This is a genomic window from Candidatus Didemnitutus sp. (genome assembly GCA_019634575.1).
Lineage (GTDB): Bacteria > Verrucomicrobiota > Verrucomicrobiia > Opitutales > Opitutaceae > Didemnitutus.
Map to the genome: position 1 here is coordinate 2,941,260 of JAHCAY010000001.1, position 23,444 is coordinate 2,964,703.

The window sequence follows — 23,444 nt, forward strand, 5'->3', positions numbered from 1 at the left end:
CAGTGGAGGGGCGGGGGGGTGTCAAGCGTCAGGATTGAGAGGCAATCCTGCGTCCGCCCCGGCGCAAGTGCGCCGTCGTTACAAGTCCGCTCGTCCTTTCGGCCCACAGGCGGTCCTTCGGATCGTTCTCGTTCTCTTAATCTTTCTCTTTCTCCCGGCAAAAGCAGGTCCGGAAGTTCTGGGAGAACGATTAGGAGAAATGGAGAACGAGAACGAAGAGGCGTCGGGCAAAGGGCTGGCCTCGCGCGGGCTTTGTGAACACGTTGCGCACAAAATAGCCTTTGCCTCCGCCTCCGCCCGGCGCACGGTCAGGCTCGTGTCCGACGCATGCAAAAAGACCCCTTCACCGGAGGAGAAACATTCCTCGAAGGCCCCCGGCTCCCCGGCGGCGAAGCATGGGCAGGGATTCTGGACCGTCACGGGCAACGACTTCGGGCGCTCGATCAAGTGGGCACGAAAGCAGCCCAATGCGCTTTCGGAACACATCAAGACCGCCCGCTCGTCCTCGCTCCCGGAGACGAAGTAGGCCTGCTGGAGCTCGCCGAGCCGCGCTGGGCGGAGCTCGGTGACGCCATCCGAGCGTTCCGTGCGACACTGCCGTTGGTGCGGTTGGAGGACTTCGGCTTCGACTCGGAGCTCGACGACCCGTTCGAGAGCAACACCACGCGCCTGCACCGCATCGGCGGAGGCGTGGAGGCGCTGGCGTTCGCCGACGCGCAACAATCGGTCTACAAGTTCTTCCTCTTCCGCGAAGGCGGCGACGTCGGCGCGACGTTCCGCTTCGATCGCGGCGATGACGGCCTGATTGTCGCGACTGCCGTGCCGGGCAGCTACCGGCGCTTGTTCGAAAAGCTCCGCCTCACGCATATCGTCGGCATGCCGACGGAGCTCGTGGGCATCACGCCCGAAGGCGTGCTCGTGGCGAAGCAGACCTACGGCCGGCCGTTGCCGGAAAAGGCGGATGTCTCGGGGCTCGACCCCGAGCGGTTCATCCCGATCCCCTCGCGTTTCTTGCGCGCCGACCGCGATCACCCGCGCCTGGCCTTTCTCGACGGCGAACCGTGGCTGGTGGCCGACACGCACGATCGCAATGTCGTGCGCGACGAACGCGGCGAACTGCGCGTGATCGATCTGGTGGCGGCGCCCTTGACGCGCGAGTTGCTCGACCGTGCGCCGCTCTTCAGCGATTGGATTGGGCGCGCCAAACTCGATCCGCGCGCGCAGGTGCTCGCGCCGGTGAACGACGATGAACTGTGAATTTTCCTAACCACAGATGAACACAGATGGACACAGATGCGGTGTTGGTCTCGGTTCGGGCCCGGTCGCCAATGCGGTCCCGATGTTCGTTCCAGTGCGGGCGCGCGTGGCCGGGGTTTTATCTGTGTGCATCGGTGTCCATCTGTGGCTTCTGCTGCTCAGATGACTTGGCTCCGCGCCAACGCCTTTCTGTTCGGACTGCTCGCGGTCACGGCGCTGGCGTTCGTGTTTCCCGCGCCGGCCGCGCGCGGCGGTTGGATGCAGCCGGAACTGCTGACGAATGTCGGCGTCGCGCTGATCCTTTTCCTGCAAGGCTGGTCGCTGCCGTTCGAAAAAGTCCGCGAGGGCGCGGCGAACTGGCGGCTGCACGTCGTCGTGCAGCTGTTCACGTTTGCCGTGTTTCCGCTCGTGGGACTCGGACTCAACGCGCTCGTGCCGACGTTTTGGCCGGCGATGCCGGGCGCGATCCGCGACGGATTTCTCTATCTCTGCGTGCTGCCGTCGACGGTCTCGAGTTCGGTCGTGTTCACCTCGGTGGCGCGCGGCAACACGGCGGGCGCGCTGTTCAACGCCGCGTTCTCGAATGTCCTCGGCGTGCTGCTCACGCCTCTCCTCGTGCAGCTGCTGATGCGCACGACCGGCCAGACCACGCCGATCGGTCCGCTGCTGTTGAAAATCACCGCGCTCACGCTCGCGCCGTTCGCATGCGGCGCGCTGGCGCGCACGCGCGCCGCGGCGTGGATCGACGCGCGGAAGAAATGGGTCACGCGTCTGAGCAACGGCGCGATCCTCTTCATGGTCTACGCGGCGTTCTGCGATTCGGTGCAGGACCGTGTGTGGCAGCGGCACGGCGCCGACGTGACGCTCGCGACGCTCGCGCTCGCGGTCGGGTTGTTCGCCTTCATGTCCGTGCTGATCGCGGCGTCGTGTCGCGCGCTGCGGCTGAATCGCGAGGATTTCATCGCGGGCTATTTCTGCGCGGTGAAGAAGACGCTCGCGATGGGCGTGCCGCTGGCGGTGCTGATCTTCGGCGCGCGCGTGGATCTTTCGCTGATTCTGCTGCCGATCATGTTCTATCACCCGGTGCAGCTGCTCGTGAACGGCGTGCTGGCGAACCGCTGGGGCCGCTGAGGTTTGCCTGTCTTGTGAGAGCGAGCTTGCTCGCGACGGCGCGCCGCGGGCGGGCTCCCACAGGGGAAAACAAAAGGCGCGGCCTCAGCCGCGCCGATGAATGCAGAATGCGTGTGCGCCGCGCTCAGCTTTTCTGTGCCGCGATGAAATCGAGGATCACCTTCGCCTGCTCGGTCGTCGTGCCCTTGTAGTCGGTGTAGACGATCTTGCCGTCCTTGATGAGGTAGGCGGAGCGCGAGGCGAATTCGCCGACCATCGGGACGTTGCGCGTCGGCACGCCGAAGGCGTTGATCACCGTCTTGTCGGTGTCGGCGATGAGCGTGAACGGCAGATTGTATTTCTGCTTAAACTCCGTCTGCGCCTTCACGTCGTCGTGGCTGACGCCGATGACGGCGACGCCGATTTTCGTGAGCGCTTCGTAGCCGTCGCGCAGCGAGCAGCCCTGCTTCGTGCAGCCGGGAGTGTCGGCCTTGGGATAGAAATAGACGAGCGTGTAGGCGTGCTGCCGATAGACGTCGGCGAGGTCGAGCTTGGCGCCGGTGTCGGTGGTGCCGGTGACGGAGGGGGCGGCGTCGCCGACCTTGACGGGCTCGGCGTTCGAGGTGGCGAAAAAGAGCATGGCGGTGGCGAGGGTGAAGAGGAGGCGCGTGGATTTCATGGTGGGAAGCGGGGTTGGTGCGGCACGCTACGCGGCTTGATCGTTTGCGCAAGTGGAGCGTGACGCGCGGATTTTTCCGCGAAATTTCGCCGCGCCTACGCCAGGCGTCCCACGCTTGGGAAAAAGGCGGCGGCCCGACAATTCCACCGCGGCGAGGTTCCGCACGCTGCGAAAATTTTCTCCCGGAACTTCGCGGGCGCGCCCGTGTTTCTCTCCGCGTGAACACGCAACCGCGTTCTCCAACGCGGCCCCAAGCGTGGGCACGACCAAGCAACAAACCAAACACATGAAAAACGTTCCTTCCTGCAAAACTTTGATCCTGGCCGCGGCGGTTTCGCTCGGCCTCGCTTCCGCGTCGTTCGCGCAGAGCGCGAATGTCGCCGTGCCGAATCCGGCCGACACCAAAGCCAACGGCCTGCTCGGCCAGAATTACACCACGCTCGGCTACGGTTACGTCGATCTCGACGGCACCAACGTCCACGCCTCGCGCTTCTCGCTCGCGGCCAACCAGAGCCTGCGCGAGGGCCTCGATGGCCTTTTCGAATACGGCTACACGCGCTCCAGCTCGTTCGCCGGCACCCGCATCACGCAGCACGACCTCATGGCCGGCGCGCGCGCGTATCTGACCTCCGCGGGCTTCAAGCCCTACGTCGAGGCCGGCATCGGCTGGGTGTGGCAGAAGGCCGCGGGCTTCAGCGACGATTCGTTCGCGTGGGGCCTCGGCGTCGGTGCTGAAATCGATGTCGCGTCCGCCTTCACCGTCACGCCCTACGTGCGTTACGAGGACCTCACCCGCGGTTCGAACAACGACTCGTGGAACTACGGCGTGAAAGCCAACTACTGGGTCACGAGCCGCGTCGGCATCCAGGCCGGCGTCGAGCGCGACGACGACAAGAACATGACCTACTCGGTCGGCGCGAACATCCGCTTCTGATATTTGGGTCAGACTAAGTGTGTGCAGAACCAGCCGCGGCGGCCGCAAGGCGCCGCGGCTTTTTCCTGGGCGCGCGGGTGGCCCGCAGGGGGAAGCGCGCTTGCGTGATGGCGGCGGGGTGATTGGCTGACTACATGTCGCCCACCGCGGAGAACGCCCTTTTGATCGCCCTCGTGGGCGAAGGCGCGGGCGCGGAGGCCGCCGAGCTGGCGGAATTTCTGCGCGCGGCGGCCGAGCGCGGCGACATCACGCTCGTGGACGCGGCGGCGGATCCGGTTGCGCCGATCGCTCCGGCTGCGCGCATCGTGGTGTTGCGCGGTCTCGCGGCTGACGCGGCGGCGAAATGGCAGGGGCGCGAGCCGGATTTGATTTTGTCGGCCGCCGATCCGGCGACGCCGGTGCGATTGCAGCAGGCGTGTGCGGAGTATGGCGAATGGACGCGGGTCGGTTTGTGGGGCGGCGCGTCAGGTGCGGTCGAGATGTCGATCGGCGCGACGTTGCACGCGGTGAAGTTTCCGTTGCGTGGAGCGGCGCTGGCGAGTGTGCAGGCGGCGATGCTGACGTCGGCGTCGGCGAAGCTGAATCCGCCGGGCCGCGTCGTGTGGGTGGCGTTCATTTCGTCGGGCTTGAAGGCGTTTTCGCCGGGTGGCGGACGCGTGCGGCCGATGGTGGCGATCGCGATGCAGGGAACGCTGTTTGGCGGCGCGGTGCAGCTGCTCGGCTGGAACGCGCTCGCGGTGGCGATCGGCGGCGCGTTGATCGGAGCGTGGGCGGCGCTGCAAGGCGTGGTGCTGCAGTATCTGCTGCTCGGTGACGATCTGGTCGTGACCTATTCGAAGGCGACGGAGTGGCTGATGGCGCATCGCGAAGTGGCGGCGCCGTCGCTCGCGGCGGTGATCGTCGCGTGGGCGGTGGTGCATGCGTGCGCCGGCGCCGTGATGGCGCTGGCGGCGTGGTATTGGCGGGAGGCGCCGCACTGGCTGCAGGCGCGGCTGGCCAATCCGGCGGCGGCGATTTCCCACACCATGCCGGAGCAGCGGCGCTGGCGGCGGGTCGCGCGCGAGCTGCGGCGCTGGCAATTCTGGCTGCCGTTGCTGGTGGTGGCGGTGGCGCTGCTGCTGATGGGGCGGCCGTGGGAAAAGGTGCTGTGGCTGACGGTGCGCTTCGTCGCGGTGGGAGCGGTGCTGTTGTCGGTGTTGTCTCTTTTTCAACCCGCCTCGATCGCGCGCGCCTTGCGGCGGCGGGGCTGGTGGGGGCCGGCGGTGGCGTTCAGCGAGGCGTTGCAACGACGGAAACCGCCATCCGCATGATGCGCGTGCGGCACATCTTCATTTCGCCCGGGCACAATTTCTTCGGGCGCTACAGCGGACCGGCCGGCACGCACCCGACGCACGATGTCGCGGAGGTCGAGTGCGTCGCGGGCTACGGGTTGCGCGGTGACCGGTTCTTCGGCTATCGGCCCGACTACAAGGGGCAGGTGACGTTTTTCGCGATGGAAGTGTGCGAGGCGTTGCGGCGGGAATTCAAGCTGCCGGGGCTGTCGCCGGAGGTTTTCCGGCGCAACGTGATTTCGGAGGGCGTGGATTTGAACACGCTCATCGGCACGCGTTTTACGCTGCAAGGGATCGAGCTCGAGGCCGTGGAGGAGTGCCGGCCGTGCCATTGGATGGACAAGGCGGTGGCGCCGGGCGCGGAGGATTGGATGAAGGGGCGCGGCGGCCTGCGCTGCCGCTTGCTCACGAGCGGCTGGCTGCGGCGCGACGCGCCGTGAGTCGCGTCAGGGGCCGGCGGGCGGCACCTGCAGGCCGAGTGCCGTCAGATAGCCGGCATTCGCGACGCAGTGCGCGAACTCGATCTGGCGCAGCAGGTCGGTGAAGCAGGCTTCGATCTCGGCGGGCGTCGGCCGGCGCGACTGATCGGCCTCGACGTCGGTCGTGCCGCGGTTGCGGGCGGCGAAGGCCTGCACTTTTTCCCAGTGCACCGGCGGGGCGAAGCGCACGAAGCCGACCGCGCTGCCCATCTTCTTGTAGGGCCAGAACGTCCAGCCGATGTCGTGCTGGTCGAGGAGGGTGCGGAACTGGGCGATCCACGCGTCCTTGTTCTCGCCCGATTCGCCGAGCCAGAGCGGGACGTTGTGCTGAGTGCGGAAATCGAGGTAGGGTTGGATCGAGGACTGTTTGGCCGGCTGCCAGTATTTGTGGAACGTGTAGGCGAGGTTCGGCGCGGGCGGGGCGCCGAGGACGCTGAAGTCCGAGCCCCAGTGCGAGCCGGTGAAGAAGACGATGTGATGCGGATCGACGGCGCGGACCTCCGCGAGCGCGCGCCGGAGGAGCGGGTCGAGTTTGGGCTGGAGGTGCTCCCAGCCCTTGAAGTGGGGCAGCGGCTCGTTGAGCAGGTCGTAGCCGAGGATGACGGGTTCGTCGCGGTAGTGGTGCGCGATGCGCCGCCAGACCTGCAGGAACTGCTCCTGCGCGGAGGGGCTCTCGAAGAGCCAGGGATAGCCGAGGCTGTCGTCGATGTTGGTGCCGGTCTGGCCGCCGGGGGCGCAGTGCAGGCCGAGGATCAGGGACAAGCCGGCGTCGCGGCACCAGCCGGCGAGGCGGTCGAGCAGCGCGAAGCCCTCGCCGTCGTCCGTGGTGAAGAACTTGTAGTGCAGCGGCACGCGCAGGGTGTTGAGGCCGGTGGCGGCGAGAAAACGGATGTCGGCCTCGGTGATGTAGCGGGCGCGGTAGTCGCGCCAGAAAGCCGCGGAGCGGTCGGGGCCGAGCAGGAGAGCGACGATCGTCTCGATCTCGCGCGGCGAGGCGGTGACGCCGTCCTCCAGTTGCCACATGTAGCCCTCGGGCACGAGCCAGTTGCCGAGGTTGGTGCCCTTGATGTGCAGCGTGCTGCCGTCGGGACGGACGAAGCGACTGCCTTCGACGCGGACGAACTGGGCCAGGGCCAGCGAGGGCAGGGAGAGAACAAGGGCGAGCAGGACGAGGCGACGCATGCGAAAAGACACCTTAGCAGTTCGCGCGCGGCGCGGCTACCGGAAGTCGATGCGCGCCGTGAAATTCCCGGCGAAGCCGGCTCAGAGCGGGGCGTGGAAGCCGGCGCTGGCGCCGACCCAGGTTTTGCCCTTGTTGAAGTCGACGCCGTGCATCGCGCCTTTCGTGAGGCGGACGAGTTGGTTGAGGAGCGTCGGCATCGCGCTGCCGTCGCCGGCTAGGATGAGGCGCACCTCGGCTTTCGCGGGGCCGTCGGGCGTGGCGAGGATTGGCGCGTAGGCGACTTTGCGCTGGAGGAGCCACTCGGCGGGATTCGGGAGCGCGGCGATTTTTTCGCGGGTGGGCGCGATGTCCACGCCGAGGCCGGCGAAGGAGTAGAGCGGCTTGAGGACGTAGTTCTCGAGGTCGGCGGGGATGTCGGCACCGAGTTCGCTGACGAAACGACAGTCGGGGACGTAGCGGCTTTTCAGGAAGGGCAGCGTGTGCTTACTGATGCGGAAATACCAGTTCGGGTGGCTGACCCACTGCACGTCGAGGCGGTCGTCGCGGAGGTTGAAGCCGGGCTTGAAGTCGGGTTTGCGCAGGAGCTCGTCGAAAATAACGCGGTTGTAGATGCGCTGGATCGGCACCTCGCGTCCGCCGGAGAAATACACGAGCTGGCGGCCGCGCTGGCGCACCTTGGAGAGGCACATCGGGCGGACGTTGAGGAAGCTGTGCGTGCAGGCGAAATCGATGCGCGTCTTCTGTTTCTCGGGTTCGATCTCGAGGAGGACGACGTTTTCCGGGAGGCAGTCGCCGACGACTGCGGAGCGGAGAGCGTCGAGGTAGCGGTCGTCGTCGTGGCTGCCGAAGTAGGGCGTGAAGTCGGATGGGATCTCCGGGAAATGCGCGCGGTAGGCGCAGGTGAGGAGCGTTTGCCAGCAGGCGACGGTGGGGAAGCCTTGCAGCTCGATCAGCTGTGGAAGCACGCGGCCGTCGGCGTCGGAGCAGAGCGCGAAGTCGATGCAGAGAAAGTGGGGAAACTCGGTCTCGTGCGGGACGGCGAGGTTGGCCGGGATGGCATTGGCGGCGTGGCGACGGAACTCGGGCATGGCGAGCTGGCGCGTGATGTCGGCCGCGGCGTCGACGAGCGCGCGGGTGGTGGCCTCGTCGAGGAAGAGCGGGGATTCGGCGACGCGGAAATCCACCGGCCAATACATCGAGCGGTTCAGCTCGCGCGAGAAGGCGGCGTAGCGGGCGTCGGTGAACGCGGCGTTGTAGCGCTGGCGGAGGGCGGGGATCATTGCCGCGACAGGACTCCTTGTTGGGACACAGAGAGCACAGAGGTCCGATCCGAGAGCACGGAGGCTCTCTTCTGACTCTGTGGGTCTCTGTGTGCTCTGTGACTCAATTCCGGAAGATCAGATCAGGAACTTCCCCTTCGCCATCACCTGCTCGTCATCGAGCCAGATGTCGAAGTTTCTCCCGACGCAGTCGATGTGGGTTGTGCTCTTCCAGGGTTGGCCGGTGTGTTCGCTATACGGGTGGCCGAAGGCGATGTGGATGCCGGGGAGCTTCTCGTCCTGCAAAATGTGACCGATGATGTGCGTGCAGGCGAGGTTAGTGCCGATGGCGAATTCGCCGACGCGGTTCGAGTTTTCGTCGGTGTGGCAATAGGCGTCGAACTCGCGGAGCAACTCCTGGTTCTCGCAGGCGAGGCTGGCGATGCGGTTGTCCTTGATGTCGATCGTCAGCGGCGTGGCGGCGATGTCGCCGTATTTCTGGCAGAGGTAATCGCCCACGACGCCGTCGACGACAAAGCGGCCGTTGGAGTTGAAGGGCGAGGTGAAGATTTCGCCGCCGGGGAGGTTGCCCCATTTTTCGGGCGAGATGAGGCCGGAGGTTTTGACCCACTTCAGCGATTGGGAAAGTTCGGCGACGTAGTCGGTGCCGGCGGCGGTGCGGCAGGTGACGCGCGAGGCGCGGCGGCATTTCTCGATGAGTTTTTGCGAGAGGGCGTCGATGGCGAGGAAGTCGGCGCGCATGCCTTCGAGCATGATCTGGCGGTTGATGTTCACCATGTGCCCGTGGCGGATTTTGCGCGGGTTGATGACGTCCATCATCTGCATGCGCGTGCGGAGCTCGCCGGTCTGCGTGATGCAGGCGTAGATGGAGACCTGCGATTGCGCGAGGTGCGCGAGGATCTCGGCGGGCATGTCACGGTGCGGGCGCGGGGCGTATTCCTCGAGGATGAAGACGTCGTAGGCGGCGCCAGTTTTCTCCACCTCGGCGACGAGCGCGGCGGCGATCTCGGCGCAGGCGTTGTCGGCGATGATGGTCATGCGTTCGTGCTTTTTCAGCGCGAGGCAGACGTGGATCGCGTTGCGAGCGCCGGGCGTGAGCTCCGGGTCGAAGGTGGTCGGGAGCGTGGCGGCGTGCATGGCGGAGCGGGGAGCAGGGAGCGGGGAGCGAGGAGCCGGAGACTGCGGCGTGCGGGAGGGAGCGTCAGAATACAAGGTGCGGGAGGTGTTAGTCGGAATCTTTCCTCTTTCTCTTTATCTTTCTCTTCAATCTGCCGGGCGGTGCGCGGCAGCGAAGAAGACGACGGAGGGAGAAAGATTAAGAGAAAGAGGAAAGAGAAAGATTACTTAGAGCGGGAGGCCGTGGTGGGTTTCGGAGATGATGTAATCGACCACGGCCTTCAGGTCTTTGGTTTTTTCCCAGACGTCGAGCTGGCGGTCGGCGCCGGTGCCTTGGGTGAGAATGGTTTGGACGTAGTTGATTTCGTCGCGCGAGCCGAGTTCGTCCACGACGTCGTCGATGAACTCGAGCAGCTCGGCGATGAGGGAGCGGGTCTCGACCTCCTCCTGTTTGCCGAAGTCGATCATCTTGCCCTTGATGCCGTAGCGGGCGGCGCGCCAGCGGTTTTCGTTGATCAGGCGGGCGCGGTAGGTGCGGAAGCCCATGTTTTGCCGGTGCAGTTTGTAGAGCTTGGCGATGACGGCCTGCATGATGGCGGCGAGGCAGATGGTCTCGTCGACGCGCATCGGGATGTCGCATATGCGGAACTCGAGCGTGCCGAAGAGCGGATGCAGGCGGATGTCCCACCAGATTTTTTTGGCGTTATCGATGCAGCCGGTCTTCACGAGCAAGTTCACGTAGTCGTCGAACTCGTTGACGGATTCGAAGAGGTCGGGAATGCCGGTGCGCGGGAAGCGTTGGAAAATCTGCAGGCGATACGACGCGTAACCGGTGTTGCGGCCGACCCAGAAGGGCGAGTTGGTCGAGAGCGCGAAGATGTGCGGCAGGAAGTAGCGTGCGGTGTTCTGGAGCTGGATGGCGGTCTCGCGGTCGGGCATGCCGAGGTGGACGTGCAGGCCGAAGATGAGGTTGGCGCGGGCGACCTGCTGGAGGTCGTTGATCACGCCCTGATAGCGCTCGCCGGGGGAAATCTTCTGGTCGATCCAGTGCGAGAACGGGTGCGTGCCGGCGGCGGCGATGCGGAGGTTGGTCTTCATCGCGAGCCGGGCGAGGTCGGTGCGCAGGCCGGTGACGGAGCGGCGCGCGTCGGCGACGTTGGTGCAGATGTCGGTGCCGACCTCGACGACCGATTGGTGCATCTCGGGTTTCACGCGCTCCTTCAGGATCATCTTGCCGCCTTCGATGATCTCCTCGATGTGCGACTTCAGCTCGCGCGACACCGGGTCGACGATCTGAAACTCTTCTTCGATGCCGAGGGTGAACTGGTGTTTTTTGCGCGTGGCCATGGGGACGGAGGAGAAAGAAGTAGCGAGTAGTGAGCAGCGGGTAGGTGGCGGAAGAAACGGAGGGCCCGGCTACTGCCGGGCCGCGGCGCGGCAGTAGCCGCGCCCTCCAGATTGAGAGCTACGATTTCTTGGCTGCAAAGGCCGTGCCGACGAATTTGCCCGCGGCGCTGGCTTGGACGTATTTGCCCCACGTGAGGTTGTCGGCGCCGTCTTTGTGGGCCTTGGCGCGGGCGACGAGCATCTTCGTGGCGGCGTCGACGACCCACTTGAAGTTTTCCTCGCCGACGGAATTGCGGTCGGCGTCGGGCGCGGGGTTGCAGAAGTCGATCGCGTAGGGGACGCCCTTGCTCACGCCGAATTCGACGGTGTTGAAGTCGTAGCCGAGCGCCTGGTTGAGCGTGAGGACGTCGCGCTTGATGCGTTCGAGGAGCGCGGGCGGCGCGGGCGGGCGGTCGACGACGTAGCGCAAGTGGTGCGGGTTGCGCGGCTCGTAGGGCATGATGCGGACGTCGGTGCCGCCGATGCAGTAGCAGCGGTAGTAGTCGTCGAAGATCACCTCGGACTGGAGCAGCATCACGAGCTGGCCGGTCTCGTTGTAGGCTTTGAAGAACTCCTCGCGGTTGTTGACCTTGTAGACGTTCTTCCAGCCGCCGCCGGCGTGCGGCTTGAAGTAGGCGGGGAAGCCGATGTAGCCGAAGATGCCGTCCCAATCGAGTGGGTAGGCGAGGTTGCTGAACGACTCCGCGCTGCAATCCGTCGGGTGATCCTTCGAGGGCAGGATGACGGTGTTGGGCACCGCGACACCGAGCTTCGTCGCAAGACAGTTGTTGAAGAACTTCTCGTCGGCCGACCACCAGAACGGGTTGTTCACGACGGCGGTGCCGTTGAGTGCGGCGTTCTTGAGATACGCGCGGTAGAACGGGACGTCCTGCGAGATGCGATCGAGGATGACGGCGTAGGCGGTGGGTTCGCCTTGGGCGACTTGGTTGATGTTCACCGGCTCGGCGACGATGCCGGGCTCGTTGAGGGAGTTGATGCGCTCAATGAGCGCGAGCGGGAAAGTGCGTTCCTTGCCGTGGAGAATGCCGATTTTTTTCATGGGAAAACGGAGCAGGTGGGCGGATGGGATGGGGAAGGAAATCGAAGTCGGGCACCCGATCAAATCGGGAGGAGGGAGAGGTAATACGGAAACATGTCGCGCCAGTAGTTCCAGTCGTGTCCACACCATTTACGGTCGTCGAGGAAGTGCGGGATGCTTTTCGAGTGGAGGAGGTGCGAGAGGTGGAGGTTGCGGTCGCGGCAGACGTCGCTGTCGCCCGTGCCGAGGATGATGCCCATGCGGCGGATGTGATCGAGAAACCACGGATCGCCCAGCCCGGGCAGGTAGTCGACGGGGTTGTTGAAAAAGGCGTTGTCGTCGAAATGACCGTCGAGGAACGACCGGATGTCGAACGCCCCGCTCAAGCTCACGCAATACGCCGCCACATCCGGGTGCCGCAGCGCGAAGTTCACCGCGTGGTAGCCGCCGAAACTCGCGCCGGCGACGGCCACCCGGCCCCAGCCGGTCTCGTGCTGGGCGCGGGGGACGATCTCGTGCAGGATGACGCGCTCGTAGGCCATGTGCGTCTTCACGCGGTCGGCCGGATGGATGTTCTTGTTATACCAGCTCTGCTCGTCGAGGCCGTCCGGGCAATAGATCTTCACCCGGCCGGAGTCGACCCACGAGGCGACGGAGCCGACCAAACCGAAATCCTTGTTCTGATAATAACGGCCGAGCGAAGTCGGGAACAGGATGATGGGCAGGCCGCCGTGGCCAAAGACGAGCATCTCGAAATCGCGGCTCAGGTGGGGCGTATACCAACGGACGTATTGCTCGTGCATGCGGAGGACGGCGGAGCAGGGGGTGTGCCCTTCACTCCTAGGAGACGTTGGAGCGGGCGCAAGCCGTTGTCGGCCGCTCCGGGAGTTCCGGCCGCCGCCGCGCCGCCGGGAGCCCGGAGCTTGCGGTCGAGGCGGCGCGACGCGTAGGGTCCGCGCCGCCGCATGTCCGCTCCCGAGAAACTTCCCGCCTCTTTCCGCGCCACCCGCCGCGTCCAACGCGCCGCGCAGCTCCGCGTGCTCGAACGGTTTCACTCGCGGATCTTCCGCAACAGCCGCGACGTCACGATCTGGACGCCGCCCGGCTACGGCGATCCGCGGCGACGGCACCCGGTCGTCTATTTCCAGGATGGGCAGAACATCTTCGATCCGAAGACCGCGTTCGGCGGCGTCGCCTGGGGCGCCGGTGCGGCGGCGGAAAAACTCATCCGCGCCCGCGAAATCACGCCACCCATCCTCGTCGGCATCGCCAACACCGGCTCGAACCGCATCAACGAATACACGCCGAGCCGCGCCGACTACGAAGGCATGGACGGCGCGAAGCTCCGCAGCGCCGGCGACGCGAAGCGCTACGCGCGCTTCGTCGAGACCGAGCTGAAGCCCTTCATCGACGCGCGTTATCTCACGCTGCCGGGGCCGCGCACGACGTCGGTCGTCGGCTCGTCCATGGGCGGACTCGTTTCGCTCTACTTCGGGCTCTGGCACCCGCGGGTGTTCGGCAATGTCGCGGCGCTCTCGCCTTCGCTTTGGTGGGATGACCGCGTCGCGTTGCGCGACTTTGCGCGGTTGAAGCGCAAGCCGGACTTCCGGCTCTGGCTCGACATGGGCACGGCCGAGGAAGGATGGGAAGTGGCGCAATTTTTCCGCGACACGCTCGTGGCGGCCGGCTGGGCGCAGGGCGACGATCTGGAATACCGCGAGATCGCCGGCGGCGAGCACAACGAGGCGGCGTGGGCGGCGCGCCTGCCGGACGTGCTGCGTTTTCTCGTCGGTCGTCGCCGTTAGCGCGGTCCCGTTTCGCGGGCGCCAGTCGTCCGCGATTTCGCCCGCTGATCTATGCCCGGGTTGTGCTCGGGCGCGGGCGGCGCTCACGTCGGGCCATGGAGACCGATGCCTTTTCGCCGACGCCTGCCGCCGCCGGCCGACAGACCGTCACCGTTCGTCCTCCACCCGCGCCGCCACCGGCGGAGAGGTCGGCGAAATTCTGGCTGCGCTTGCTACCGCTCGCGTTGGTTGGCGCCGGAGCCGGCTATTTGGGCGTGAAGTTCGGCGCCCAGCTCGGCGCGGGCGTTTTGCCGCGGGGTGCCGGTTCAAAGTGGCTCGGGTTGGCACCCGTGCTCTTCCTGCCGTTCGTGTGGCTGCTCGCGGTCGCGGTGCACGAACTCGGCCATCTGCTCGGCGGTTGGGCGGTCGGCGGAAAATTTCTCCTCTACGCGGTCGGCCCGTGGAAATGGCAGCGCACGCCGGGCGGGGTGCGTTTCTTTTGGAATTGGAGCCTCAACGCCGCCGGCGGGCTCGCTTCGTGTCTGCCGCTCGAAGCGGAGCGCACGACGCCGCGGCGCATGGCGGTGATGATCGCGGGCGGCCCGCTCGCGAGCCTGCTGCTCGCGCTGGCTGCGCTCTGGGCCGCGGTGGCGATCGCCGATCCGGCGGCGACAAATGCCGGGCGGGAAATCGCGCATCGCGGCGTCATCTCGGTGGCGTGGATGTCGCTGATCGTGGCGCTCGCGACGCTCCTGCCGAGCACGATGTGCGGATTCAAGTCCGATGGCCGACGTCTGTTCGAGTTGTTGCGCGGCGACCGGCGGTCGGATCAGGAGACGGCGTTGATGGCGCTGACCGCGACGAGTCTCGCGGGCGTGCGGCCGGCGGACTTCGACCCGGCGTTGGTGGAGCGTGCGCTGGTGCTGCGCGACGGATCGATCTTCGATCTCTATGCGCATTTCACCGCGTATGCGCACGCGGCCGATCTCGGCGAAATGGCGCGGGCGCAGGCGCATCTCGACTACGTGCTCGCCGGCGAGGCGAAATTGCTGCCGCTGTTGCGGGAGATGGCGCGCGCGGAATACGCGTGGCTCCTCGCCACGCAAACCGGCGACGCCGCGGTCGCGCGGGCGTGGATCGCGACGGCGGGCCGGCTCGATTTCGATCCCGCCACGCGGCTCCGCGCCGAGGCGGCGGTGTTGCTCGCCGAGGGGCGAAGGCGTGAGGCGGCGGCGACGGCGCGCGAAGGTCTCGCGGCGCTCGAGCACCGAAGCATGAGTCCGGTGAAGAGCGCGTTCGCGCTCGATGCACTGGAGGATACCCTGCGGCGAGCGGCGGAGGCGTGACGGTTCCGCCTATTGCTGAAACAGCGCGGCGAGGAGTTCGGCGTCGGGCGCGCCCGAGGATTTGTCCGTTCCCTTGCGTTGGAAGAGGCCGAAGTTGCCTTTGTAGTCCCAGTTGGCCCAAGCCATCCCCTCGCTCTCGAGCACGCCGACGAAATCGCGGTAATAGCGCAGCCGATCCGCGCGCGGCACGGTCGGCAGGCAGCCGAACTCGCCGCAGTAAAGCTGCAGGCCGAGTTCGCGCGCGCGCTTGATGGCTGGCATCAGGTCCGCGCGGATGGTGTCGACGTTCCACTCGCGGCGGGCGCTGGCGAACTGATCGACGATGTGCCGCGGTTGCTGCGCCTCGATTTTGGCGAGTTCCTCGGCGGGAATCGGGCGGCCGGGATATTGCACGGGACCGGTGTAGAGTTTCACCGGCGCCCAGCTGGCGCGATAGTGCGTGAAGGTGAACGGCTCGTAGCAGTGCGTGCTGAGGATGATGTTCGGGTCGCCGGCGGGGACTTGCAGCGCGGGAAATTTCCACGCGCCTTGCCAGCGGTTCGAGCCGATGACGACGACGCGCCGCGGCTCGGTGGCGCGGATCTGCGCGAGGGCGGCGGCGGCGAGGCGGTTCCAGTCCTCGTCGTGGTCCGCGACGGCTTCGTTGAGGATCTCGTAGGCGACGGCGTCGACCGGCTGGTCGCGCAGGCGCGTGGAGAGCTGTTGCCACAGACCGAGAAAGTGCCGCTGGGCGGCGGGGTCGCTGAAGAGTGTGTTGGCGGGGCCGCCGTCGTTGGCGACGTTGAAGTGGTGCGCGCGGACGGTGTGGAGATCGACGATGACGCGCAGCTGGTGCGCGCGAGCCCAGCCGAGCGCCTTCGTGAGGTAGCCGAAGTTCTCCTCGTTCGGCCGGCCGGCGTCGTCCCAGAGCTCCTTTTCGTCGACGGGCAGGCGCACATGGTCGAAGCCGGTGCGGGCGATGAAGCGGAAATCGTCCTCGGTGATGAACCGGTCGCGCGGCGCGCCGGCGTATTGCGAGAGCCAGTGGCTGAGGTTCGTGCCGCGGTGGATGCGGAAGCCGGAGGGGTTGAGCGGCGGCGCGGATTCGGTCGGGGCGGCGGTGAGGGCGAGCGGGAGAGCCAGGCAGAAACAGCGGAGGAACAGGCGGATTTTCATGGGGTGAAGCGGCGCGGATTCCGGCGGGGGCGCGGATTCGCCGACGCGCGGGAACCGATCCGGTGCGCTCACTCAAAATGCGCGGACCGGCGCCGACAAGGGCGGCGGCTTGCTATCTGTTGCACGGCTTCGGAGTTTCTTTGCCGCGTCGCGGCGGTCAGGCGCCCAGCTGCCGGTCGATCCACGCGGACGCGATTTGCGTGGCGACGACCGAAAATGTGAACAGGTAGAGGCCGAAACCGATTTCGATCTGGGCGAGCCCGGCGGCCTTCATCACCACGATCAGGATGGCGACGACGAACACGTCGAGCATCGACCACTTGCCGAGCGTGGCGACCCAGCGGTGCAGGCGCTGGATGCGCGAGAGGTCCTTGTCGCGCTCGAGCCAGATCAGCGCGAGCAGTCCGAGCTTGGCGGCGGGGAAGACGAGCGTGAACAGCGTCAGCACCGCGAAGAGGAAATACTCGCCTTCCTGGAAGAGGGTGACGATGCCGCCCACGACGGAGATGGCTTCGTGAAAGACCCAGAATTTAGCCACATGGAAGAACGGGAAGAATACGCCGCTGAGGAACAGCGCCGCGGCGGCGACGAGCAGCGCGGGCACGGCGGCGGACGAGCGGGTCGGCGTGGACATGGCGCGTATGCAGGCGGAAGGGGAGCCGACGCGCAAGCCGGGGTGGACCGAATCCCACCGATGTAGGGCGGGGTCTCCCGACCCCGCCTTCTTCAGAACGTGAGCACCACACACTCCCCGGTATACGGCCAGTCTTCCGCGCGTGTCGCCAGTCCCGCACGGACTGGGTTGGCGGACACATAATTCCATTTCTCTGCGTAACTGGCCGCAGATCGCAGCACATGGTCGAAATATTCGGGCTGCCAAATCGGTGCGTGCTCGAGCGCCACGGAGGCGATCCGGCGGCTCGTCCACTTCTTCCAATCGCGCATGAAATCAGCGAGCGACTTCGCATCCGGGCAAGCACGGGCGAAGAAATGCACATGGTCCGGCATGACCACATAACGCCCGATGGCCCAGCGATGCAGGGAAGGAGATTTTTCCCAGGCACGCCGCAATTCTTCAGCGACCGCGGTCCTCGCCAAGAGCGGACGCCGGTGCGTGACGCAAACCGTCACGAAGTAGATGGGGTTTTCGATCCAGACGTGCGCCAAACGGCGAAGGTGGTTGCGGTCAGGGCGATTCATGGATGCGAGGGTGGCCCGACCCGATGTGAAGTTCGCTTATCCGGAGCGCGTAGACAAGCCCGACGGCGGGGTCGGGAGACCCCGCCCTACAACGAGTCAGCGCGCGGGCCAAAAAGAGGGCCCGCCTGGCGGCGGGCCCTCGCGCACCCAGAAAGGCGCGGAAGATATCCGGAATATTACTCGAGGCCGGTGACGTTGACGTCGTTGGGATACTCGACGGCGAACTTCACGGTGATCTCGCGCTTCTCGCCGGGCTTCAGGTCGAGCGTCCACTTCAGCGAACCTTCGTCGGTGGGCTTCACTTCGCGGGCGTCAGGAGCGAGCTGCTTGACGACGACCTTCTCGTTGCGCGAGAGCGGGAGCTGGTCGACGACGATCACGCGCTCGGCGGACTTCTTGTTGTTCTGGATCGTGAGGAGATACTCGTATGTGATGCGCTTGCCGGAGTTGGTGAGGCCGGTGTCCTCGGTGAACTTCTGCACGCGCTTGTGCTTCACGCTGATCCCCTCGTCGGCGCCGAGGGCGAGGTCGAACTTCTCGCCGGCCATCACGGTGCGGAGCGCGCTGGTGGCGACGAAGGTGCCGTCGAGGAACACGTTCATCGGGCCGGCGAGCAGCGGGAAGTCGGTGGAGTTGACGACCTTGGTGGTGAGGAACGCGGTCTGCTGGCGCTTCGGGACGGTGAGGTATTCGGGATTGGCGGCGAGCTTGGCGGCGGCGATCGGGACCTTCTGCGCGGAGCCGTCGCTCGGGATCGTGAAGGCAGTGGCGATTTTGAAGGATGCGCTGGTGGCGCCGGATTCGACGGTGGCGGAGGCGAGTTCGGCTTCGGGCGGCGGCGGGGCCATGTCGGCGGGCGCGGCGTTGGTGGTGAAGGCTTGCATGTTCACGACGCGGGCGGCGTTGAGCTTGGCCCGTTGCTCGCGTTTGTCGGCCTCGTAAGCGTCACGGGGCTCAGATGCTGCCGCCATCGGGCGGTTGACCCACACATCCAAATTCCACGCCGTCAGCGTCGGCGCGGCGCCGCCGAGCGACGGGCGCGCGGTCGAGAGCGTGAGGGCGACATTCTTCCAGTCCTCGCCGGTCGTCTGGCGGACGACGCCGAAGTAGCCGAGCGCCACCGAGCGTTCGCCGCTGAGCACGCGGGCGTCGTAGCTGGGCGTCCAGCGGGCGTTGCCGACGGTGTAGGAGAGCGCGAGCTCGAGGTTGCCGGCCTGGGCGGCGGAGACGCGGACGACGACGGTCTTGAAGCCCTTGCCGCCGGTGCCGCGGAGCTCGTTGAGCTGCTGTTCGAGCGCGGCGATCTTGTTGCCGAGTTCCTCGCGTTGCTGGTCGAGCTTCTGGTTCGCTTGCGCGATATCGAGGAGCTGTTTCTGGCCGAACTCGAGCGTGGCGCGCACGTCTTCGAGTTTCGGCCGGCCGGCGTCCTTGGAGGCGGCGACGGCGTTCTTCATGAATTCGTTGATGCTGTCGCGTTGGCTGCCGAGGACGGCGACCTGGTCGCCGAGCGTGCGGTCGTCGTTACGGAGGGCGCGGAGCTGATCCTCGATTTCTTTCACGCGGGCGTTGGGCGTGAAGTCGACGAAGGTCCGCCGCGCAGCGACGTCGAGGATGACGGCTTGCGCGGTGCCGCGGCCGCTGACCTGCACGGACTGGTCGAGGAGCGACTCGGGCAGGTTGGCAAAGACGAGTTCGGCCTGGCCCCCGGCAAGATCGACGGTGGCGGTGCGAGTGACGACGGCGCGGTCGGTGTAGACCGTGACGGCGGAAATGGTGGATTCGACCGGCGCGGCGGAGAGCGCGGCGGCGAACAGGGAGAGGAGGGCGGTGAGCCGGAGGAGTTTCATATCGATTGGGTGCAATGAGACGACGGCGAGAGCGGAAAGTTCTTAGAGAAAAACTGTTCATGGTGCCAGACTCCGCTATCTCAAGGTGATGCCATCGCTTTCCGGTCAGGTCGTCATCGTCACGGGTGCTTCGTCGGGCATTGGCGAAGCCACGGCGCGACGTTTGGCGCGCGGGGGGGCGAAGATCGTCATCTCCGCGCGCCGCCAGGATCGCCTCGATGCGCTGGCGAGCGAACTCGATCCGAGCGACGCAAACGTGCTCGCGGTCGCGGGCGACGTGACGAGCGACGCCGACCGCCGCCGGCTCGTGGAGGTGACGCTCGCGAAATTCGGCCGCATCGACGGGCTCGTGAACAACGCCGGCTACGGCACGCGCGGTCCGCTGGAGATTGTGCCAGTGGAGGCGATCCGCCGGAATTTCGAGACCAACGTCTTTTCGCTCCTCGCGCTCACCCAGCTGGTGCTGCCGACCATGCGCGCGCAGGGCAGCGGCTGCGTGGTGAACATCGGCTCCGTCGCCGGGCGCATCGCGCGACCGCTGTCGAGCATCTACGATTCGACCAAGCACGCGCTCGAAGCGCTGACGGACGGCTTGCGCGGCGAGTTGGAGCCGTTCGGCGTGCGCGTGACGCTCATCCGGCCGGGTTACATCGTGACGGAGTTCGTCTCGGCGGCGGACGCGGCGTCGGACGAATTTCTCGCGCAGGCGGGACCTTACGAGCCGTTCCTCGCGGGCTTCCGCGTCGGCTACAAGAAGCTGCGCTCGGTGGCCGGCGCGCCGGACGACATCGCGCGCTGCGTCGAGGACGCGCTCACGAGCCGCAATCCGCCGCCGCGCTACGCGGCGCCGTTTCACGCGAAGATTTTTCTGCTTTTGAAGTGGCTCCTGCCGAACCGGCTGTTCGCGCGCATCGTGCGGCTGCGGCGGTGAACGCGCCGGTCGTGCGGCTGCGAGAGGTGCCGCACTACTCGTCGTCGCTGTCGCTCGCGAGGCGATGCTTGAGCCGGCGCATTTGCCAGATCGTCTCCGCGCGGGAGCCGATCAACCAGAAGCTCGCGCCGAGGATCGCGAAGAATACGGCCTTGTGCAGGCCGTCCCAGAAGAACTCGAAGAAACGCGTGTAGAGATTGATTCCGAGGAAGGTCAGACCGAAGCCGCGGAGCACGCCGTCGTCGCTTTTCAATCCGAGGTAGATGCAGCCGGCGGCGGCGGCGCCGAAGTAGAGCGACCAGTGCAACAGCTCGAAGTGCGTGGCGCGGTGCCAGGAGGCGTAGCCGTCGTAGTTACCCCAGATCGACAGGATCCACAGTGCGATGAACAGGTAGAGCAGACCGACCACGCGCGTCGTGCCGAAGAATTCCGCGAAACGCGGCCGGCCGCGCAGCAGGAGCGAGAGCAGCGTCAGCGCCGCACCGAAGAGCACGAAGCGCAGCGGATACGCCATCCCGAGATAATACGCGCCCCAACCCGACGCGTAGCCCGTCTCCGCCCCGAACCAGCTGCCGAGCGAGAGGAGCCCGAAGATCCAGATGAGTTTCGACTCCAGCAGCAGGCCGAGGGCGCTGTAGACGAGCGCGGCGAGCAGGATGAGCAGCGAGAAGTGTCCGCTGCCGTCGCCGATCGCCTTGCCCAGGCACGCGACCGACGCCGCGATGCCCAGCACGCCGCCGAAGTAGATGGCCTCGTTGCTGTAGATTTTGTCCGGCGCGCGGTGGCGGCGCTGCGTGCCGAACCAGAAGAGCACGGCGGAGAGCGCGGCGCACGCGAGGCTCTTCCAACCCCACGAGGCGTGGAAGAGGCGCGCGATCAGCTCCATGATCCATTTGTCGGCCAGCGCGGCGCCGACGGCGATGACGAGGCACACGATTGCGCCCGCGAACGAGTAGCGTGCGAGGCGGCGCCAGTCGAAGTTCAGCGGCACGATGCGCGCCGAGAGGTCATCGGCCAACGCTGGAGCGATCATTTCCTGGCGCGCCATTTCCTGCAGCGCGTTGCGCACGATGGCGGCTTTGCGTTTCGGGAGAGTCAGCCGCGGAGCAGGAGCGGGAGCAGGCGACGAGGTCGGAACGGATTCGGCATTCATGGGGCGGGCGGTTCGCTCGGAACCTACCAGAACGGTGGCGATCCGGGTATTCGATAAACCCGATGCTCCGCATCGGGTCGTTCAATTGAGCGGCGTAGTTGCCCGAGGCGAAAGTTCAGGCGGTGCGGCGGTCGGCGGAGCGACGCAGCGCGATATCCACGAGAATTACTGTCACCACTACCGCGAGATAAAGGCCGAGGTTCGCTTCGCGAAACCAACCATACTTGATGGTGATGTAACCGTCGCGTCCGGCATAGCCATCCTGCCGCCAGGAGCCCGTCGCGAACAGGAGCAGGAATGCGAGCATCGGCCACTTCGGAATCTCCGCCCAGGTGGGCCAGCGCCGACGCGGCAGGGACGCTCTTGGGGCGCTAGAGGCCGTCAATGCAGTTGCGGCGACGAGGGACGCGAGCAGACAGATGAGGTAACTGACCTTTTGGCCGGTGAAGAGGAACAGCTGCTCGGAGGTGCCGGCACCGCGCTCCAGGCGCACCTCTACGCTGTAGTTTAGAGCGAAAAACAGCGCAACGCACCCGAAGCGGATCCAATTTTTCATAGAGAAGGGTGGCCCGCCGGAAACGACATCGCGCAGGCTAACGTCGTCAATCTTCGTTTGGTGACGAAAGCGGCGTGGCGAGGAAGGCGTGGAGCTCGGCCGCGAACTTCGGGCCGATGCCTTCGGCTTGGGCGATCTCGTCGGGCGTCGCGGCGCGCAGGCGGTCGATGGAGCCGAAATGCGCGAGGAGCGCGGCTTTCCGTTTCGCGCCGAGACCGGGGAAGTCGTCGAGGATGCTCTCGCGGATTTTGCGCGAACGGAGGTCGGCGTTGTAGGTGTTGGCGAAGCGGTGGGCCTCGTCGCGCAGGCGTTGGAGGAGATTCAGGCCCGGGTGCGTGAGCGGCAGGTTCAGCGGGTCGCGGGCATCGGGGAAGATGATCGTCTCGTGCTTCTTCGCGAGGCCGATCATGGGTGGCGGCGGGCATTCGAGGGCGAGGAAGGCCTTCAGCGCCGCCGCGATCTGGCCGCGGCCGCCGTCGATCACGACGAGATCGGGGAACGGCTTCTGTTCCTCGATCAGGCGGCGGTAGCGGCGGCCGACGACTTCCTCCATGGCGCGGAAGTCGTCGTTGCCGATGAAGCTCTTGATCGAGAAACGGCGGTAGTTGTCCTTGTCGGGCACGCCGTCGGTGAAGTGCACCATCGAGGCGACGACGAACGTGCCGCTGATGTGCGAGATGTCGAAGCACTCCATGTGGCGCGGCGGCGCCTCGAGGCCGACGGCCTCCTGCACGGCGCGCAGCGCTTCGTCGTTCGGGCGCAGACGCGTGAGGTCGCGGGTGAATTTGCGGGTTTTCGACAGCGTGCGTTCGAGGGCGAGCACGACGTCACGCAGCTCGGCGGCCTTCTCGTATTCCTGTTTGGCGGCGCGCGCTTTCATCTCCTCGCGCAACTCGTCGAGCCATTCGCGGCTCTTGCCGTCGAGGAAGTCGCAGGCTTGCTCCACCCGCGCGCGGTAGTCGGCGGCCGTGACCTCGTTGGGCCAGCCGTAGAGCTCGGCGCGGACGTCCTCGTAGAGCTGATAGCGACCGTCGGGGAGCTTGATCGGGTGCGCGTCGCCGAGGAGCACGCCGTATTGCTTGCGCATGGTCGCGAGCGTGCGGCGGAGGAGGCCGGAGTGCGCGAACGGCCCGAAGTAGCGCGAGCGGTCCTCCTTGCGGAAGCGCGTGAGCGCGAAGTGCGGCATCTCGTGCTCGAGGTTCACGCGGACGAGGAGGAAGCGTTTGTCATCGGTGAAGTCCGTGTTGTATTTCGGGCGCCACTGCTTGATCAGCTTGCCTTCGAGCAGCAGCGCCTCGGGCTCGGACTTCACGTCGATCGTTTCGAAGTCGGCGATCATCTCGATCAGCGTGCGGATTTTCGGTTGGTGGCGGAGCTGGCGCGTGCGGCCGGGCTGGAAGTAGGACGAGACGCGCTTCTTCAGGCTCTTGGCCTTGCCGACGTAGATGATGCGGCCGAGCCGATCCTTCATCAGGTAAACGCCCGGCGTGTCCGGCAGCGCGCGGACTTTCTCGCGGATGGCGTCGATGGAGCGGGATTCAGGCACGGGAAGAAGGAGGGAACGAACCACGAATGGACACGAATGCACACGAATAACTCACTGAGCGCCGTGCGACGCGGGCGCGCTGATGCTTGCGCGCGTGGCGGCCCGCGAAATTCCGACGAGCGCCGCTCCGGT

The 23,444-nt window shown here is 66.1% G+C and carries 22 protein-coding genes; 8 read left to right on the plus strand and 14 right to left on the minus strand.

Features of this window, described 5'->3' with window-relative positions:
• The first annotated feature begins 327 nt into the window (after positions 1-327).
• Together KF715_12375 and KF715_12380 are read left to right on the plus strand one after the other, a co-directional pair.
• Complete coding sequence (locus KF715_12375; protein ID MBX3737484.1) at positions 328-1,257, plus strand: hypothetical protein; 930 nt, start codon at positions 328-330, stop codon at positions 1,255-1,257.
• 162 nt (positions 1,258-1,419) lie between these two features.
• Positions 1,420-2,388: a bile acid:sodium symporter gene (locus KF715_12380; GenBank protein ID MBX3737485.1), complete on the plus strand. Its 969-nt coding sequence runs from the start codon at positions 1,420-1,422 to the stop codon at positions 2,386-2,388.
• A gap of 124 nt (positions 2,389-2,512) precedes the next feature.
• Here the strand turns inward: KF715_12380 and KF715_12385 are convergent, their stop codons facing one another.
• Positions 2,513-3,046 carry a peroxiredoxin gene (locus tag KF715_12385; GenBank protein MBX3737486.1) on the minus strand — a complete coding sequence of 178 codons (534 nt, stop codon included), beginning with the start codon at positions 3,044-3,046 and terminating at the stop codon, positions 2,513-2,515.
• Positions 3,047-3,332: 286 nt separating this feature from the next.
• Between KF715_12385 and KF715_12390 the strand changes: the two genes are divergently transcribed.
• The 3 genes from KF715_12390 to KF715_12400 all read left to right on the plus strand — a co-directional run bounded on the left by KF715_12390 (position 3,333) and on the right by KF715_12400 (position 5,751).
• Positions 3,333-3,980 carry a hypothetical protein gene (locus KF715_12390; GenBank protein ID MBX3737487.1) on the plus strand — a complete coding sequence of 216 codons (648 nt, stop codon included), beginning with the start codon at positions 3,333-3,335 and terminating at the stop codon, positions 3,978-3,980.
• Between the two features lie 134 nt (positions 3,981-4,114).
• Positions 4,115-5,290 carry a hypothetical protein gene (locus KF715_12395; GenBank protein MBX3737488.1) on the plus strand — a complete coding sequence of 392 codons (1,176 nt, stop codon included), beginning with the start codon at positions 4,115-4,117 and terminating at the stop codon, positions 5,288-5,290.
• Entirely contained in the window at positions 5,287-5,751 is a 465-nt protein-coding gene (locus KF715_12400) for a molybdenum cofactor biosysynthesis protein (GenBank protein MBX3737489.1), read from the plus strand. The genes KF715_12395 and KF715_12400 overlap by 4 nt, the downstream gene beginning before the upstream one ends.
• Before the next feature lie 6 nt (positions 5,752-5,757).
• Here the strand turns inward: KF715_12400 and KF715_12405 are convergent, their stop codons facing one another.
• The 6 genes from KF715_12405 to KF715_12430 all read right to left on the minus strand — a co-directional run bounded on the left by KF715_12405 (position 5,758) and on the right by KF715_12430 (position 12,597).
• Positions 5,758-6,972 carry a cellulase family glycosylhydrolase gene (locus KF715_12405; GenBank protein ID MBX3737490.1) on the minus strand — a complete coding sequence of 405 codons (1,215 nt, stop codon included), beginning with the start codon at positions 6,970-6,972 and terminating at the stop codon, positions 5,758-5,760.
• An 81-nt stretch (positions 6,973-7,053) separates the two neighbouring features.
• Positions 7,054-8,253: a hypothetical protein gene (locus KF715_12410; GenBank protein ID MBX3737491.1), complete on the minus strand. Its 1,200-nt coding sequence runs from the start codon at positions 8,251-8,253 to the stop codon at positions 7,054-7,056.
• A gap of 117 nt (positions 8,254-8,370) precedes the next feature.
• Positions 8,371-9,390, minus strand: a complete 1,020-nt coding sequence (locus KF715_12415; protein ID MBX3737492.1) for an aminopeptidase — start codon at positions 9,388-9,390, stop codon at positions 8,371-8,373.
• 207 nt (positions 9,391-9,597) lie between these two features.
• Positions 9,598-10,716, minus strand: coding sequence for a carboxylate-amine ligase (locus tag KF715_12420; protein MBX3737493.1), 1,119 nt, complete (start codon positions 10,714-10,716; stop codon positions 9,598-9,600).
• Between the two features lie 118 nt (positions 10,717-10,834).
• Entirely contained in the window at positions 10,835-11,815 is a 981-nt protein-coding gene (locus tag KF715_12425) for a hypothetical protein (protein MBX3737494.1), read from the minus strand.
• A gap of 59 nt (positions 11,816-11,874) precedes the next feature.
• Positions 11,875-12,597: an esterase family protein gene (locus KF715_12430; protein ID MBX3737495.1), complete on the minus strand. Its 723-nt coding sequence runs from the start codon at positions 12,595-12,597 to the stop codon at positions 11,875-11,877.
• A 162-nt stretch (positions 12,598-12,759) separates the two neighbouring features.
• Between KF715_12430 and KF715_12435 the strand changes: the two genes are divergently transcribed.
• Both KF715_12435 and KF715_12440 read left to right on the plus strand, forming a co-directional pair.
• The gene (locus KF715_12435) at positions 12,760-13,599 is read left to right on the plus strand and encodes an alpha/beta hydrolase (protein ID MBX3737496.1); all 840 of its coding nucleotides are present in this window, start codon (positions 12,760-12,762) and stop codon (positions 13,597-13,599) included.
• 95 nt (positions 13,600-13,694) lie between these two features.
• Positions 13,695-14,924 carry a hypothetical protein gene (locus KF715_12440; protein MBX3737497.1) on the plus strand — a complete coding sequence of 410 codons (1,230 nt, stop codon included), beginning with the start codon at positions 13,695-13,697 and terminating at the stop codon, positions 14,922-14,924.
• 9 nt (positions 14,925-14,933) lie between these two features.
• On the opposite strand, the gene KF715_12445 is transcribed toward KF715_12440, so the two are convergent.
• The 4 genes from KF715_12445 to KF715_12460 all read right to left on the minus strand — a co-directional run bounded on the left by KF715_12445 (position 14,934) and on the right by KF715_12460 (position 19,126).
• On the minus strand, positions 14,934-16,079 hold the full coding sequence (locus KF715_12445) for a cellulase family glycosylhydrolase (protein ID MBX3737498.1): 1,146 nt from the start codon (positions 16,077-16,079) through the stop codon (positions 14,934-14,936).
• Positions 16,080-16,236: 157 nt separating this feature from the next.
• Positions 16,237-16,713: a paraquat-inducible protein A gene (locus tag KF715_12450; GenBank protein ID MBX3737499.1), complete on the minus strand. Its 477-nt coding sequence runs from the start codon at positions 16,711-16,713 to the stop codon at positions 16,237-16,239.
• Between the two features lie 92 nt (positions 16,714-16,805).
• Entirely contained in the window at positions 16,806-17,279 is a 474-nt protein-coding gene (locus KF715_12455) for a transposase (GenBank protein MBX3737500.1), read from the minus strand.
• Positions 17,280-17,455: 176 nt separating this feature from the next.
• Positions 17,456-19,126 (minus strand): mucoidy inhibitor MuiA family protein, encoded by a 1,671-nt coding sequence (locus tag KF715_12460; protein MBX3737501.1) that lies wholly within the window; start codon positions 19,124-19,126, stop codon positions 17,456-17,458.
• Positions 19,127-19,214: 88 nt separating this feature from the next.
• On the opposite strand from KF715_12460, the gene KF715_12465 reads away from it, so the two are divergent.
• The gene (locus KF715_12465) at positions 19,215-20,057 is read left to right on the plus strand and encodes an SDR family NAD(P)-dependent oxidoreductase (GenBank protein MBX3737502.1); all 843 of its coding nucleotides are present in this window, start codon (positions 19,215-19,217) and stop codon (positions 20,055-20,057) included.
• Positions 20,058-20,091: 34 nt separating this feature from the next.
• On the opposite strand, the gene KF715_12470 is transcribed toward KF715_12465, so the two are convergent.
• The 3 genes from KF715_12470 to KF715_12480 all read right to left on the minus strand — a co-directional run bounded on the left by KF715_12470 (position 20,092) and on the right by KF715_12480 (position 23,237).
• A complete protein-coding gene (locus KF715_12470) occupies positions 20,092-21,210 on the minus strand; it encodes a hypothetical protein (protein MBX3737503.1) in 1,119 nt (372 codons plus the stop codon).
• Between the two features lie 115 nt (positions 21,211-21,325).
• Positions 21,326-21,766, minus strand: coding sequence for a hypothetical protein (locus KF715_12475; protein ID MBX3737504.1), 441 nt, complete (start codon positions 21,764-21,766; stop codon positions 21,326-21,328).
• A 46-nt stretch (positions 21,767-21,812) separates the two neighbouring features.
• Positions 21,813-23,237, minus strand: a complete 1,425-nt coding sequence (locus tag KF715_12480) for an excinuclease ABC subunit UvrC (GenBank protein MBX3737505.1) — start codon at positions 23,235-23,237, stop codon at positions 21,813-21,815.
• Between the last annotated feature and the right edge of the window lie 207 nt (positions 23,238-23,444).